The sequence below is a fragment of the Streptomyces argenteolus genome, from assembly GCF_042902585.1.
Lineage (GTDB): Bacteria > Actinomycetota > Actinomycetes > Streptomycetales > Streptomycetaceae > Streptomyces > Streptomyces argenteolus.
Genome location: NZ_JBIBEG010000001.1, coordinates 520450 through 533933 on the forward strand (window position 1 = coordinate 520450; position 13484 = coordinate 533933).

A 13484-nucleotide genomic window follows, 5' to 3' on the forward strand; every position below is an offset into this window, starting at 1 on the left:
GGGCGGCCGGAGCCGCCCCTCGTCCTCCGTCTTCCGGCCCTTCTCGCGGGGGCCTTCGCCCTCGCGGGGCCCTCGTCCTCGCGCGCGGGCCCTACTTCACGGCCAGTACCAGGCTGTCCGAGGGCGAGGACCAGACCGCGCGCGCCTCCGCGAAGCCGGCCTCGCGGAGGGTGCGGGCGTGCCAGTGGACGGACGGCATGTCTCCGTCCGCGTGTTCGCCGTAGATGGCGAACCGCTCGGCGGTGGGCCCCGCGAGGGCGGGGTCCTCGGCCGCCAGGGCCCACCACCCCGCCCAGTCCACCGCCCCCGCGGCCTTCGCCCGGTCCATGGCGGCGTGCCGGTGGGCGCGCTCCGCCGCGTTGATGCGCGGGGTGGAGGTGTCGATCATGTGGTCCGCGTTCATGAACACCCCGCCGTCCCTGACCAGCCCGCCGATCTGCCCGTACAGGACCGCGAGCGGTTCGCTGTGCAGCCAGTGCAGGGCGGTGGCGGTGAGCACGGCGTCGTACGAGGTGTACGGGAGGCGCTCGGTCCAGGCGGCGTCCTTCAGGTCGGCGGTCACGAAGGTGACCCGGTCGTCCCCGTCGAAGGTGCCGCGCGCGATGGCGAGCAGCGCCGGGTCGAGGTCGACGCCCGTGCTGGTGGCCTCGGGGAACCTCTTGAGGAGCCGGTCCGTAATACTGCCCGTACCGCACGCCAGATCGAGCACCCTCGGTTCGGGCCCCACGACGGCTTCGACCATGTCCAGCATCACCCGGAACCGTTCCTCACGGTCCGGCATGTACCACTCCTGCTGCCGGTCCCAGCTCTCCTGCCAGGACTGCCAGTCGGTGCCCGTCCCCGCCATGCGAACCTCCACCTGTACCTCTATGCGTAAGACCCTTTGAGTACGACCACCCATTACACTGGTCGACACAGCGACCATAGACCCGCGCCGTAAGGACTACAAGTGGAACTGGCCTATTACTCGGACTACGCCGTGCGTCTGGTCAACACCGAGGAGCCGGCCCGCGACAAGGACAGCCTCACGACGGTCGAGTCCGTGCGCGAGCTGTTCGGCGCCAACGCCCAGGCGGCCCGCCGGGCGACCGACGCGGACGTGACACGCTTCCGGTCCGTGCGGGCCCGGCTGCGCGCGGTCTTCGAGGCGGCGGACGACGGCGAGGAGACCCTGGCGGTCGACCTGCTCAACTCGCTGCTGCTTGAGTTCCCGGTGAGCCCGCAGATCTCCGGCCACGACACCCGGGACGAGGACGGCAAGCCGGACTGGCACATGCACCTCGCCGACCATCCCTCGAACGCGACGGCGGGATTCGCCGCGATCGCGGCGATGGGCCTGGCCTTCCACCTGACCTCGCACGGGGTGGACCGGCTCGGCCTGTGCGAGGCGGCGCCGTGCCGCAACGCCTACCTCGACACCTCCACCAACCGCTCCCGGCGCTACTGCTCGGACCGCTGCGCGACCCGGGCCAACGTGGCCGCCTACCGGGCCCGCAAGCGCCTGGAGACGGACCGCTCCGGGGAGACACGGCGCACCGCGGACAGCGCCCAGCCCATCACCCCGAGCACCGATCGCTGATCCTTGCCCAACGGCCGGTAGCGGGCCCGCGCCCTGGCCAGCACGAGCTCCTCGGGGACCGTCCCGTAGTCCGTACTGTCACCGCCCGCGTACGCGTTGTCCCCCAGCACCCACCAGCCGTTGCCGCGCCGCTCGGCGGCGCGCTTGACGACCAGCAGGTCCTGCTGGAACGGGTGACGAAGGATCACCACGTCCCCGGGACGCACCGGCGCCCCGTACTGCACGAGCAGCCAGTCCCCGTGGTACAGCGTGGGCACCATCGAGGGCCCCGTCACCTCCACCACCTGGAACGACCTCCGCGCCGCCCGCCCGTTCCCTGACCCCTGCGCCGGTTCCGGCATGTGTGGCACCTCCCGGTCCATCCTCCAGTACACCGCTGCGCGCACCGTCCGTGTTTTCGGCCCACCGTCCCATCCTCACCCTGGACTTTTGGCCTAAGCCCAAGGGGGCAGCCGCAAAAAGCCGCTTCCCACGGAGTAATGTCCCACCTGAGAAGACGATCACGAGGAAGGACAGCTCCATGCTTTCCCGCCTGTTTGCCCCCAAGGTGAAGGTCAGCGCGCACTGCGACCTGCCCTGCGGTGTGTACGACCCGGCCCAGGCCCGCATCGAGGCGGAGTCCGTCAAGGCCGTCCAGGAGAAGTACCAGGCCAATGAGGACGCGGACTTCCGCACCCGCGCCGTTCTGATCAAGGAACAGCGTGCCGAGCTCGCGAAGCACCACGTCTCGGTGCTCTGGAGCGACTACTTCAAGCCCCCGCACTTCGAGAAGTACCCGGAGCTGCACCAGCTGGTCAACGACACCCTGAAGGCGCTCTCCGCGGCCAAGGGCTCGAACGACCCGGCCACGGGCCAGAAGGCTCTGGACCTGATCGCTCGCATCGACGAGATCTTCTGGGAGACCAAGAAGGCGTGACGCGTGCCCGGCACGTCCGACCCGCTCCGCTGCGGGCCGGACGGCCCGGCTGACCGCACCCGGTCCTCAGGCCGCCGGCAACGGCAGTCCTGACGGGCCGGGTGCGGTTGTGCGTTCCGGGGTGTGCTGCCCGGCGCGCGTCCGGCCGCGCGGTGCGGCGGCCGGGGAGCGGCGATGCTCCTGTCCCGCCGGGTCAGCCGCCCGGCAGGAGGTGGCGGTAGCTGTCCGGGTTCTCCAGGAGATAGGCGGCCAGGTTCTGCGCCGGGCGGCCCGTGAGGGTGGGGACGGCGTCCGAGACGGTCTCCAGTTCGCCGGCCGCGATCGCCTCGTACGACGTGACCCAGCCGGCCACCTCCCACTCCGCGGCACCGTAGTGGGCGCGGGAGGCGTAGGCCTCCTCACGGCTCTCGGGGACGTACCGGATCGTGCGGCCGGTGCGCCGGCTCAGCTCACCGGCGGCCTCCGCGAGGGTGAACGCCTCCGGGCCCGTCAGGTCGTACGTCGCGCCGTCGTGGCCGGTCCCCGCGTCCAGCAGCACCGCTGACGCCGCGTCCGCGATGTCCTGGTGCGACACGGCCGAGACCCGGCCCTCTCCGGCGGGTCCGCGCAGGATGCCGTCGGCACCCGTCATCGCGGGGATCGCCGCCAGATACCAGCTGTCACGCAGGAAGGTGTGGCGCGCCCCGGCCACCCGGATGTGCGCCTCGGTGTGCCAGTGGTCGCGCGCGAAGGTGAACGTGGCGTCCGGTGCCGCACCGAGGAACGACACGTACACGATGCGCTCGACGCCGGCCGCGAGGGCCGCGTCCACCGCGGTGGTGTGCTCCAGGACCCGGTCCGGGCTCTCGTGCGCCGAGACGAGGAAGAGGGTGTGCGCCCCGTCCAGCGCGCGGCGCATCGCCTCGCCGTCGCCGTACGGAGCGGGCGGCGCGGCGACCGCGCCGGGGAGCCGGGGCAGGCGCGAGGGGTCCCGGCCCAGGAGCCGCACCGGGACGCCTTCCCGGGCCAGCCGCCCGGCGACCCGGCCACCGACCGCTCCGCTCGCGCCCGTCACCGCTACGAGGGGACTGGTGAGGGGGCTGGTCATTCCGCCTCACCTCCCGCGTGCGACGGGTGTCCGGCCCAGGGGCGCACCTCCACGACCGCGTCGGCGGGAAGCGGTCCGTAGATGTGCGGGAACTCCTCGCCGCCGGGCTCCATGGCCTCGTAGCGCACGGGCGCCGGAATACGGTCCGCGTCGATGACCAGCACCACCAGGCCCTGGGCGTCGGCCCCGTACAACGCCTGGGCCACGGCGGGGAGCTGATGGGGCAGCGAGCAGTGGATGAACCCTTCCTCGCGCAGGGTGCGGCCCCGGGTGGACATCTCGTACGTCCCGGCTCTCCGGGCGGCCTCCCACAAGGGCTCTTCGGTGAGGTGCAGCAGGTGTTCGGTCATCGGGCCACGCTAAGGGCTGCCGGGGGCCGAGAGGAGCTTCGCCTCGGTCCGCGCGTCGAGCCCGACGGACGGCCGGTCGGGCCGCTGCGGGGCCGTGCCCCCTCGTCCGCGCAGCCAGGTCCAGGTGTCGACGACGGTTTCGGTGACGGGTCTGCACCGCAGGCCCGCGGCGTGGGCCTTGGTGACGTCACCCTGGTGCATGGTGTCGTGGAGCTCTCCCGCCGGCAGCCAGATCGGCAGGTCGGTCCAGGGTTCGACACCGGCGGCCAGGATCACGTCCGGGTCGGTCCAGCGCAGTCGCGCGCTGTCGCCCGTGACGCGGACGCAGGCGTCCAGCAGCTCCCCCATGGTGGTGTGCCCCGGGCGACTCACGGTGTTGTACGCCCCGCTCAGGCCGCCCGCCGCGGCGTCCAGGAGCCACTCGGCGAGGTCCCTGGCGTCGATGTACTGGAGTGGGGCGTCCGGTGGCCCCGGCGCGATCACCGGACCGCCCCGTGCCGCTCTGGTGAGCCACCACGGCAGCCGGCCGATGTTCTCGCCGGGGCCGAGGATCAGCCCGGCCCTGGCCAGCAGGGCCTTCTCCCCGAAGGCGTCGAGGGCCGCCAGCTCCCCGCCCCGCTTGGCCTGGGCGTAGGGGACGTCCGGCCCCGCGTCCGGGGAGGCGCCGGCCACCAGTGGTCCGTCCTCCGTGAGGCCTGCCGGGGCCGGGTAGGCGTAGACCGATCTGCTGGAGACGTAGCTGAAGTGCCCTGCTCTGCCCGACAGCATCCGGGCGGCGTCGCGCACGGCCGAGGGCGCGCCGCTCCAGGTGTCGACCACGAGGTCCCAGCTGCCGTCCGCCAGCGCCGCGAGTCCTGCCTCCCCCGTCGTCCGGTCCCCTGTCAGCGACCGCACCCCGGCGGGCGGCGGGTGGTGGCCTCGGTGGAACACGGTCACCTGCCAGCCCCGGCCGAGCGCCGCGTCGGTGACCGCGCGCCCGACGAATTCCGTGCCGCCCAGCATCAAGATCCTCATGCGCTGAGGCTGCCCGTCGTCGCAGGCGGGGGAAACCGGACCTCGCTGTCGGCAGAACGGGGAACTCCCGCCCCCTGCGGTGCCGTTCGGGCCCACCCCGGCCAGGCGGCGCCGTTCCGGATCACCCGGCCCCGCGGGCGGAGCCCGGTGAGCCCACGGTGCCGGGCCGCCGCAGGGAAGTGCCTGACGAGAGCAGGGGGCCCTCCCGCTCTCCCGCTCTCCCGCCCTCAGCATCAGGCCGGTCGGGCAGGTCGGGCAGGTCAGGCAGGTCAGGCGAGTTCGAGCGGGAAGGCGCCCCGGTGACCGGTGCCTGCGCCGTGTGCAGGGCGCGGTTCGAACTCCCGGCAGCTCCATATCTCCTGGACGAAACCGGTGCGCCGGTCCCACAGGCCCGCGACGTCCTGGCCGCCCTCCACGTCACGGTAGGCGTCCTTCGCGCCGCGGAAGCAGGCGAGCCCACCGGACAGGCCGCGAGCGGGCGCGGGGAAGTAGTCGGAGAAGGCGCAGGCGATACAGGTCTGCAGATGCATGCCCGGCGGCAGGATCCGCTGCACCGTGGCCAGCGCGGCGGCGAAGTCGCCCTCGGCGCGGTTGGACTCGTAGACCGCCCCGTCCAGATGGAGGGCGAGATACAGGTCCGGGTCGGCGCGGCGCAGCGACAGCAGGCAGCTGAGGGTGGCCTGGCGGACCGTGCCGGAGACGAGCACCGGCAGCGGGAGATCCCACTCCAGCACGCAGTCGCCCAGTACACCGTCCACCAGGTCGAACAGGTCCTCCTGGACCGGGGCTCCGGCTGCGGGTCCCAGACCGTCGAAGCTCTCGCCCTCGAAGTCCGTGCCCCGGACGCGGATACGGAGCTGCTGCCCGTCCGTGGTGAAAATGACGGCCGCGGAACCATGACGGTCCCGGTACCAGCCTGCCCACGACTCATCTGTCATGAGCAGGGACTGTAGTCCGTGCCCCGGTTGGCTCCGGTGGCACCCTCCCCTTCCGCGGACACGGTCTCCGGCTCTCGCCCAACAGGCCCTGGGATCGGCCTTCATGGGTGGTGCGACGGCCTGTCAGAAGGCCCGCCCCGGGCCTTGTCGACGCTCCGCAGGACCGCGTGGACAGGGCCGGGGCCGGTCGCGCTCCCCCTCCCTACGCCCGTGAACCGGACCCGCCTCTGCCGCTTCCTGCAGTCCGGCCGGGCAGCGGAAGCGGCGGCCCTGCGCTCAGTGCGTTCTGCGGGTGACGAACTCCGCCAGGGCCAGCAGGTCTCCGGCGGCTTCCGTGCCCGGAACCGCGACGGACAGATGGTGCACCGCGCGGGCCATCCGGTCCGCTGCCGAGGTCTGGGCCCAGTCACGGCCGCCCGCCCGGTCGATCGCGTCTGCGGCCGTCCTCACCTCCTCCTGCGTGTTCATGGCGCCCCGGTAGAGCGCCGCCAGTTCGTCCGCGGCCGGGGTGCCCGAGGTGAGCGCCGCGACCACCGGAAGCGATTTCTTGTGCGCGGTCAGATCGGCTCCGGCAGGCTTGCCCGTGCGGTCGGTGTCCCCCCAGATGCCGATCAGGTCGTCGATGAGCTGGAAGGCGAGCCCCGCCTCGCGTCCGAAGCCGTCCATGGCCCGGACCTCCCGCTCCCCGGCGCCGCTGTAGAGCGCGCCCAGGGCGCAGGCACAGCCGAGCAGCGCTCCCGTCTTGGCCATGGCCATGGCCACGCACTCGTCCAGGGTCACGTCTTCGGGACCGCGCTCCTCCAGGGCGCAGTCGGCCTGCTGTCCCGCGCAGAGCTCGATGACGCAGGCGGCGAGCCGCGCCGAGGCGTGGGGGGACGCCGGGTGCGGGTCGTCCGCCAGCAGCCGCAGTGCGAGGGCGAGCATGGCGTCACCCGTGATGACGGCGTCCGGCACCCCGAACACCGCCCAGGCCGTGGGTCTGTGGCGACGGGTGGCGTCCTCGTCGATGACGTCGTCGTGGAGCAGGGTGAAGTTGTGCGCGAGCTCGACGGCCACGGCCGCCCTCATGGCTGTCTCCGGGTCACCGCCCAGAGCTCGGGCGGCGGCCAGGACGAGCGCCGGCCTGATGGCTTTGCCCGCCTGCCCGGAAGCGGGCGTGCCGTCGGCGTTCTGCCAGCCGAAGTGGTACATGGCGACGCGGCGCATGGCTCCGGGCAAGGTCTCGACGGCTGCCCGGATGTGCGGGTCGACGGCGTTGCGGGTGTGCTCCAGGAGTTCGGCGGCCTTCCGCCCCTCCATCGCGGCATCCGTACTGGTCATGGTCACGGTCACTCCTTCCGGGCGCCCCGGGGCACCTTGGTCGCGGCCTCGGCCTGCCGGGCCCGGGCGGAGGCCGCCCGGGCCCCGGGAAGCGTCACCGCCAGCGGCTCACCTCCACGTTCTCCAGCACGCCGAGGGCGTCCGGGACCAGGATGGCGGCGGAGTAGTACGCCGTGACGAGGTACGAGATGATCGCCTGCTCGTCGATTCCCATGAAGCGGACCGAGAGGCTCGGTTCGATCTCGTCCGGGATGCCGCTCTGCTGAAGTCCGATGACGCCCTGGTCGGCCTCACCGGTCCTCATGCAGATGATCGACGTGGTGCGGGCGTCGGTGACCGGGATCTTGTTGCACGGGAAGATCGGGACCCCTCGCCAGGCGGGCACGTGGTGCCCCCCGACCTCGACGCTCTCCGGCACCAGGCCGCGCTTGTTGCACTCGCGGCCGAAGGCGGCGATGGCCCGGGGATGGGCGAGGAACAGGTTCGATCCGCGCCGCCGGGACAGGAGTTCGTCCATGTCGTCGGGGCCCGGCGCTCCGTCGTGGGGCTGGATCCGCTGCCCGTAGTCGCAGTTGTTGAGCAGGCCGAACTCGCGGTTGTTGACGAGCTCGTGCTCCTGGCGCTCACGGAGCGCCTCGACCGTCAGCCGCAACTGCTGCTCGGTCTGGTTCATCGGCTGGTTGTAGAGGTCGGCCACCCTGCTGTGGACCTTCAGCACGGTCTGCGCGACGCTCAGTTCGTACTCGCGTGGCGCCGATTCGTAGTCGACGAAGGTGTGGGGCACGACGGTCTCGCCGACATGTCCCGCCGAGAGGTCGATCTCCGCCTCGCCGTAGCGGTTGGTGCGCTGGTGCGGGATGGCGAGCAGCCCCGCGAGGTGGTCGCGGAGGGAGTCCGCGCGGGCGGCGAGATTGAGCACGTCGGACCGGCGCAGGGTCAGCAGCGTGCAGGCGGTCACCGCACGGGCCGTGTACTCCCAGGTCGCGTCGCCGTCGACGAGTACGTGGTCGCCGAAGTAGGCGCCGTCCGCGAGGACTCCGAGCACCGTCTCGTCGCCGTACGGCCCGGAGCCGATCTTCTCGATCTTCCCGTGGGCCAGCAGATGGACGCGGTCCGCGGCGTCCCCCGCCGCCGCGAGCACCTCACCCGCCTCGACGTCACGCTGTTCGCACCGGCGGGCCAGTTCGGCCAGCACGTCCTCGTCGGCGAAGTCGCGCAGGGCGGGGAGTTCACCGAGCTCGGCGGGGATGACGGTCACCCGGTCGCCCGTCTGCACGAACGTCACCCGGCCGTCCCCGACCGAATAGCTCAGCCGGCGGTTCACCCGGTAGGTGCCGCCCTGCACCTGAACCCACGGCAGCATGCGCAGCAGCCACCGTGAGGAGATCTCCTGCATCTGCGGGGCGGACTTGGTGGTCGTCGCGAGGTTCCGCGCAGCCGCTGTGCCGAGACTCTGCTGCGGCTGCGGCTGCGTGTCGCGAACCTCTTCACCAACGGACATCCGAAATCCTCTCGATCATGGGCTGACCTGCGAGAAAGAGACTTCCAGCCGAAGGACTCCGGGCGCTATTACACAAAAGAGTGTGACTATTCGGGCGCGGGCGGGGCACATTGCCCGGACCCGGGCCGATGCATGTCGGCTCGCCGGAAGGAACCGCGAACGGCAACTACCGCTCCACGGCCGCCTCCCGGACACCCGCCGCGGCCCGCCGCCTCCCTCGCCGGCCCGTTCCCGGGACGGACCCGGGCCCGGGCCCCGAGACGTAGGACCACCTCCGTCCCGCTGCGGGACCTCAGCCCGTTACGGCTCCGCCGCCGGCCCCCTAGCGTCGGCGCCATGGATACGACAGGCACGCTCGACGAGGCGCTCCAGCGGCTGCACGCCGCGGGACCCGAAAGGCTCGGACGGCTCACCAACCACGCCCCGATGGCCGTGGAGGCCCTCGCCGCGCACGGGCAGGCGCGCTCGGTGCACCGCTGGCTCGACGCGTACGCGCCCCGGCTGGAGGAGTTCCCGGCCGAAGTCGCACCGGTCACGGACGCCGACTGGCCTTCGGCGCTGGGCGATCCGCGCCGCGCCGCCGACTGGATCGGCTACTTCGACCGGCGGATCGCCGAGCGCCCCTGGCGAGACGTCCTCGCCGAGTGGTGGCCCCGCCTCCTGCCCGGTCTGTACGGCGGATCGACGCACCCGGTGATTCGTGTGGGTCACGCCGTGCGCACGCTCCTGGCGGGCGGGAGCACAGCCCCGCGGCTGACCGAGCTCGCGCACGGCCTCGGCTACTGGGCGGCCCGCCACCACCCCGTCACGGGCCTCGTCCCGGTGCCCGGCGCGGACAGCGCGGCGGCGGCGCTGGACGCGGTGCCGCCGATCGCCGAACGGGAGGGCGGCTTCCCCACCCGGCTCGGCGGCGTCAGGAGCCTGCCGGTGTGGGCGGGCACGGTCACGGACCCGGCCGAGGCGCACCGCCGCCTCACCGAACTGGTGACCGCGGCCACCCATCGGTACGCGACCCACGGCCACGGCGAGGAGACGATGCTGGTCCACGCGGCGACGGCGCCCAACGCCGTCCTGCGTACCCTGCCCGCTCTGCCCCGGGCCCTGTGGGTCCCGAGCCTGCGAGCCGCCTGGACGGCCTCGGCCGCGGTGACCGCCATGTACGCGCCGGACGCCCCGGTGGCCTACGTGCCGCCCGGCCCGGTCACCCCCGAGGAGGTCTTCGAGCTGGCCGTGGCCCACGGCGACGAGCACGTCGTCAAACTGACCGACACGGCCCTCGACATCGGTGACGAGCGGGCGCTGGCGGCGGCACTGCGCGCCGTCGAACTCAGCGAACCGCTGCGGTAGGGCCGGCGCCGGGAGTTCACCCCGCCAGGGGGGCGCCCGACTCGACCACCTTGCCCGGGTTGAGGATGCCGTACGGGTCCAGGGCCGCCTTGACCGCTCGCTGCATGGCCAGATTGACGGAGCCCACCTCGCGGTTCATGCCGCCCATCTTCAGCAGCCCGACGCCGTGTTCACCGGTGACCGTGCCGCCGAACGAGATCGCCGCGTCGAGGATGTCCTCGAAGGCGAGCTGGGCGCGCGCCCGTGCGGCCTCGTCGCCGGGTTCGGTGATGATGAGGGGGTGGAGGTTGCCGTCGCCCGCGTGGGCGATGTTGGCGATGCGCACGTCGTGTGCGCGGGCGATCTCCTCGACGCGTCCCAGCATCCGGGGCACCAGGGCCCGCGGCACCACCACGTCCTCGGTGAGCACGGGGCCCAGCCGCTCCAGTGCCGGGTAGGCGAGCCGCCGGGCCTGGAAGAGGGCGTCCGCCTCCGCCTGGTCGGTGGAGACCTCGGCCCACGCCGCGCCGGCCTCGGCGAAGCAGGCGCGGATGGCCTCGGCCTCGGCGTCGCCCGCGGCCCCCGGGGTGTCCACGCGGCCGAGCAGGATCGCGTCCGCGTCGGCCGACAGCCCCATGTTCTTCCACTCGTCGACGGCCTTCAGGCAGTGCCGGTCGAGGAGTTCGAGCGCGGAGGGCACCAGACCCGCCTCGGTCACCCTGCTCACCGCGTCGCCGGCCGCGACCACCGAGTCGAAGAAACCGGCGACGGTGCGCTCGGCCGGCCGGGCGCCGCGGAGCTTCACGGTGATCTCGGTGATCACGCCGAGCGTGCCCTCGGAGCCGACGAGCAGCCCGCACAGGTCGTAGCCGGCGACCCCCTTGGCGGTCTGCCGGCCCACGCGCACGACCTCGCCGAGGCCGTTGACGGCTTCCAGCCCGATCACGTAGTCCCGGGTCACCCCGTACTTCACGCAGCACATGCCGCCCGCGTTGGTGGCGGCGTTCCCGCCGATGGTGGACCAGGGCGAGCTGGCCGGGTCCGGGGGGTACCAGAGGCCCTGCTCGGCGCAGGCGGCGCGCAGGTCGTCGTTGACGACGCCCGGCTGGACGACGGCGAGCCGCTCCACCGGATCGATGCGCAGGATGCGGTTCATGTCCTCGAAGGAGAGGACGACGGCACCGTCCACCGCGTTCGCCCCGCCCGAGAGCCCCGTGCCCGCGCCGCGCGGGACCACCGGGATGCGGTGCTCCACGCAGTGGGCGACGACGGCCCGCACCTCGTCCGTGTCCTGGGGCCGTACGACGGCGAGGGGGCGTCCGGCCGGTGCCCACTCCGCTTCGTCGTGCGCGTAACGGCCCAGGCTGTCCGGGTCGGTGACGACCTTGCTCGCCGGTATCCCGTCGGCTCCGTTCGGCTTCGGCACGGCCGCTGACCACCTCTCTCGCGCTCGCGCACCCCGCATCCTCCACGGGGCCGCACCCACCCATCATGACGCGCCCGCCGGTGGCGTGGACCGGCGGTCTAACTTGCATCCACAATGCAACTTATCTACGCTGCGGCCATGCGGCTGACGCGATTCACCGATGTGGCACTCCGGGTGCTGATGCGCCTGACCGTCACGGCCGAGGGCGAGCACCCACCGACCACCCGCGAGGTGGCGGACACCATGCAGGTGCCGTACACCCACGCGGCGAAGGTCGTCGCCAGGCTCCAGCACCTGGGTCTCGTGGACGCGCGCCGCGGCCGGGGCGGAGGACTCTCCCTCACCACCGCCGGACGGTCGGCCTCGATCGGAGCCCTGGTCAGGCAGCTGGAAGGGCCGGGCGAAGTCGTCGAGTGCGAGGGCAGCACCCCGTGCCCGCTGCGTTCGGCCTGCCGGCTCCGCTCCGCGCTGCGCCAGGCCGAGGAGGCGTTCTACGCCTCCCTCGACCCGCTCACGGTCGGCGATCTCACCGCCTCCCCCACCGGCCCGCTGCTGCTCGGCATCAGCCGCAGCCGCCCCGCGCCCGGCTGATCCGCTCCCTTTCCGCCCGCGCGCACCCCACCGCGCACGGGTGGCGTCACGCCGCTCGAAAATATGCATCTAACTTACCAATTAGTGGGCCGCCGTTGCACGGCGCCCCCGCACAGAGGAGTCAACGGATGCTCTCCGAGACCTCGACCGCCACTGTCCGAGCCACGCTCCCCGCCGTCGGCGCGGCCATCGGTGACATCGCGGACCTCTTCTACCGCAAGCTCTTCGAGGCCCACCCGGAGCTGCTCCGGGACCTGTTCAACCGGGGCAACCAGGCCTCCGGCGCCCAGCGCCAGGCGCTCGCCGGGTCCATCGCCGCCTTCGCCACGCAGCTCGTCGAACACCCCGGCACCCGCCCCGACGTGATGCTGGGCCGGATAGCGAACAAGCACGCCTCACTGGGCATCACGGCCCCCCAGTACGAGATCGTGCACACCCACCTCTTCGCCGCCATCGCCGAGGTGCTCGGCGACGCGGTCACCCCGGAGGTCGCCGCGGCCTGGGACGAGGTCTACTGGCTGATGGCCAACGCCCTCATCTCGATCGAGGCACGGCTCTACGCACAGCGGGGGGTGACGGCGGGCGACGTGTGGCGCGAGTGGACGGTGGTCTCACGCAGCGAGGAGACCGCCGACGTCGCCACCTTCCGGCTCACCCCGGCCGACGGCTCACCGGCGCCCGCGTTCCGGCCGGGCCAGTACGTCTCCGTACAGGTGGAACTCCCCGACGGCGCACGCCAGATACGTCAGTACAGCCTCATCGGCGCGCCCGGGGCCGAACTGCGCTCCTTCTCGGTGAAGCGGGTCCGCGGCGAGAGCGGCCCCGAAGGCGAGGTCTCGGCGCACCTGCACGCGCGGCTGCGCGCCGGTGACCGGCTGCGCGTCTCCGCCCCGTACGGCGACCTGGTGCTCGACGGCTCGGACGCCCCGCTGCTCCTCGCGTCGGCCGGCATCGGATGCACCCCGATCGTGTCGATGCTGGAGCACCTGGCGGCCGAGGGGCACCGTTCACCCGTCACCGTCGTGCACGGCGACCGGTCACCCGCCGACCACGCCCTGCGCACCCGGCACGCGGCACTCACGGCCGAGCTTCCCGACGCCAGTGCCCACTTCTGGTACGAGAACCCGGAGCCCGGCAGCGCCGGCGAGCTGACCGGCACGGTCGATCTGGGCGACCTCCCCCTCGCCCCGGGCACGCACGCCTACCTCTGCGGGCCGCTGCCCTTCATGCGCTCCGTCCGCTCCCAGTTGCTCGCCAAGGGGGTCGCGGCGGCCGACATCCACTACGAGGTGTTCGGCCCCGACCTGTGGCTCGCCCAGGCCTGAGCGCCGCAGGTCTCGGCGCTCGCGGACTGTCCGGATCGGCTCGCACAAGACTCGGGACAAAACCGAACAGGTTTGCCGGAGGCTCTGATTCCGGTAAAAGCGCTGTACGGA

General features: G+C 72.7%; 14 protein-coding genes. 5 read left to right on the plus strand and 9 right to left on the minus strand.

Features of this window, described 5'->3' with window-relative positions; genetic code table 11:
- Positions 1–91: 91 nt before the first annotated feature.
- Positions 92–847 (minus strand): class I SAM-dependent methyltransferase, encoded by a 756-nt coding sequence (locus tag ACFY8O_RS02265; RefSeq protein WP_145803268.1) that lies wholly within the window; start codon positions 845–847, stop codon positions 92–94.
- 102 nt (positions 848–949) lie between these two features.
- Between ACFY8O_RS02265 and ACFY8O_RS02270 the strand changes: the two genes are divergently transcribed.
- A complete protein-coding gene (locus ACFY8O_RS02270) occupies positions 950–1579 on the plus strand; it encodes a CGNR zinc finger domain-containing protein (protein ID WP_387898011.1) in 630 nt (209 codons plus the stop codon).
- Here ACFY8O_RS02270 and sodX read toward each other — a convergent pair.
- Positions 1483–1920, minus strand: a complete 438-nt coding sequence (sodX, locus tag ACFY8O_RS02275; RefSeq protein ID WP_387898013.1) for a nickel-type superoxide dismutase maturation protease — start codon at positions 1918–1920, stop codon at positions 1483–1485. The genes ACFY8O_RS02270 and sodX overlap by 97 nt on opposite strands.
- 179 nt (positions 1921–2099) lie before the next feature.
- On the opposite strand from sodX, the gene sodN reads away from it, so the two are divergent.
- The gene (gene sodN / locus ACFY8O_RS02280; RefSeq protein ID WP_145803274.1) at positions 2100–2495 is read left to right on the plus strand and encodes a superoxide dismutase, Ni; all 396 of its coding nucleotides are present in this window, start codon (positions 2100–2102) and stop codon (positions 2493–2495) included.
- Positions 2496–2688: 193 nt separating this feature from the next.
- On the opposite strand, the gene ACFY8O_RS02285 is transcribed toward sodN, so the two are convergent.
- The 6 genes from ACFY8O_RS02285 to ACFY8O_RS02310 form a co-directional block, all read right to left on the minus strand.
- The gene (locus ACFY8O_RS02285; protein WP_387898015.1) at positions 2689–3582 is read right to left on the minus strand and encodes an SDR family oxidoreductase; all 894 of its coding nucleotides are present in this window, start codon (positions 3580–3582) and stop codon (positions 2689–2691) included.
- Positions 3579–3932, minus strand: a complete 354-nt coding sequence (locus ACFY8O_RS02290) for a DUF952 domain-containing protein (RefSeq protein WP_387898017.1) — start codon at positions 3930–3932, stop codon at positions 3579–3581. Before ACFY8O_RS02290 ends, ACFY8O_RS02285 begins: the two co-directional genes overlap by 4 nt.
- Positions 3933–3941: 9 nt before the next feature.
- A complete protein-coding gene (locus ACFY8O_RS02295) occupies positions 3942–4946 on the minus strand; it encodes an NAD-dependent epimerase/dehydratase family protein (RefSeq protein ID WP_387898020.1) in 1005 nt (334 codons plus the stop codon).
- A gap of 269 nt (positions 4947–5215) precedes the next feature.
- The gene (locus ACFY8O_RS02300; protein ID WP_145803280.1) at positions 5216–5884 is read right to left on the minus strand and encodes a DUF6304 family protein; all 669 of its coding nucleotides are present in this window, start codon (positions 5882–5884) and stop codon (positions 5216–5218) included.
- Between the two features lie 276 nt (positions 5885–6160).
- Positions 6161–7204, minus strand: coding sequence for a family 2 encapsulin nanocompartment cargo protein polyprenyl transferase (locus ACFY8O_RS02305; protein WP_145803282.1), 1044 nt, complete (start codon positions 7202–7204; stop codon positions 6161–6163).
- 94 nt (positions 7205–7298) lie between these two features.
- On the minus strand, positions 7299–8705 hold the full coding sequence (locus tag ACFY8O_RS02310) for a family 2B encapsulin nanocompartment shell protein (RefSeq protein WP_145803284.1): 1407 nt from the start codon (positions 8703–8705) through the stop codon (positions 7299–7301).
- 336 nt (positions 8706–9041) lie between these two features.
- Between ACFY8O_RS02310 and ACFY8O_RS02315 the strand changes: the two genes are divergently transcribed.
- Entirely contained in the window at positions 9042–10052 is a 1011-nt protein-coding gene (locus ACFY8O_RS02315) for a questin oxidase family protein (RefSeq protein WP_387898023.1), read from the plus strand.
- 16 nt (positions 10053–10068) lie between these two features.
- On the opposite strand, the gene ACFY8O_RS02320 is transcribed toward ACFY8O_RS02315, so the two are convergent.
- Entirely contained in the window at positions 10069–11496 is a 1428-nt protein-coding gene (locus tag ACFY8O_RS02320) for an FAD-linked oxidase C-terminal domain-containing protein (RefSeq protein ID WP_208765957.1), read from the minus strand.
- A gap of 99 nt (positions 11497–11595) precedes the next feature.
- On the opposite strand from ACFY8O_RS02320, the gene ACFY8O_RS02325 reads away from it, so the two are divergent.
- Together ACFY8O_RS02325 and ACFY8O_RS02330 are read left to right on the plus strand one after the other, a co-directional pair.
- On the plus strand, positions 11596–12048 hold the full coding sequence (locus tag ACFY8O_RS02325; RefSeq protein WP_387898026.1) for an RrF2 family transcriptional regulator: 453 nt from the start codon (positions 11596–11598) through the stop codon (positions 12046–12048).
- 128 nt (positions 12049–12176) lie between these two features.
- Complete coding sequence (locus ACFY8O_RS02330) at positions 12177–13373, plus strand: globin domain-containing protein (RefSeq protein WP_145803292.1); 1197 nt, start codon at positions 12177–12179, stop codon at positions 13371–13373.
- Positions 13374–13484 lie beyond the last annotated feature (111 nt).

Bases quoted from the DNA above. Each gene is read 5' to 3' on its own strand.
- ACFY8O_RS02300 (WP_145803280.1), bottom strand. From the start codon at position 5,884: ATGACAGATGAGTCGTGGGCAGGCTGGTACCGGGACCGTCATGGTTCC.
- ACFY8O_RS02315 (WP_387898023.1), top strand. From the start codon at position 9,042: ATGGATACGACAGGCACGCTCGACGAGGCGCTCCAGCGGCTGCACGCC.
- ACFY8O_RS02325 (WP_387898026.1), top strand. From the start codon at position 11,596: ATGCGGCTGACGCGATTCACCGATGTGGCACTCCGGGTGCTGATGCGC.
- sodN (WP_145803274.1), top strand. From the start codon at position 2,100: ATGCTTTCCCGCCTGTTTGCCCCCAAGGTGAAGGTCAGCGCGCACTGC.
- ACFY8O_RS02330 (WP_145803292.1), top strand. From the start codon at position 12,177: ATGCTCTCCGAGACCTCGACCGCCACTGTCCGAGCCACGCTCCCCGCC.
- ACFY8O_RS02265 (WP_145803268.1), bottom strand. From the start codon at position 847: ATGGCGGGGACGGGCACCGACTGGCAGTCCTGGCAGGAGAGCTGGGAC.
- ACFY8O_RS02285 (WP_387898015.1), bottom strand. From the start codon at position 3,582: ATGACCAGCCCCCTCACCAGTCCCCTCGTAGCGGTGACGGGCGCGAGC.
- ACFY8O_RS02305 (WP_145803282.1), bottom strand. From the start codon at position 7,204: ATGACCAGTACGGATGCCGCGATGGAGGGGCGGAAGGCCGCCGAACTC.
- ACFY8O_RS02290 (WP_387898017.1), bottom strand. From the start codon at position 3,932: ATGACCGAACACCTGCTGCACCTCACCGAAGAGCCCTTGTGGGAGGCC.
- ACFY8O_RS02295 (WP_387898020.1), bottom strand. From the start codon at position 4,946: ATGAGGATCTTGATGCTGGGCGGCACGGAATTCGTCGGGCGCGCGGTC.
- ACFY8O_RS02310 (WP_145803284.1), bottom strand. From the start codon at position 8,705: ATGTCCGTTGGTGAAGAGGTTCGCGACACGCAGCCGCAGCCGCAGCAG.
- sodX (WP_387898013.1), bottom strand. From the start codon at position 1,920: ATGCCGGAACCGGCGCAGGGGTCAGGGAACGGGCGGGCGGCGCGGAGG.
- ACFY8O_RS02320 (WP_208765957.1), bottom strand. From the start codon at position 11,496: ATGCGGGGTGCGCGAGCGCGAGAGAGGTGGTCAGCGGCCGTGCCGAAG.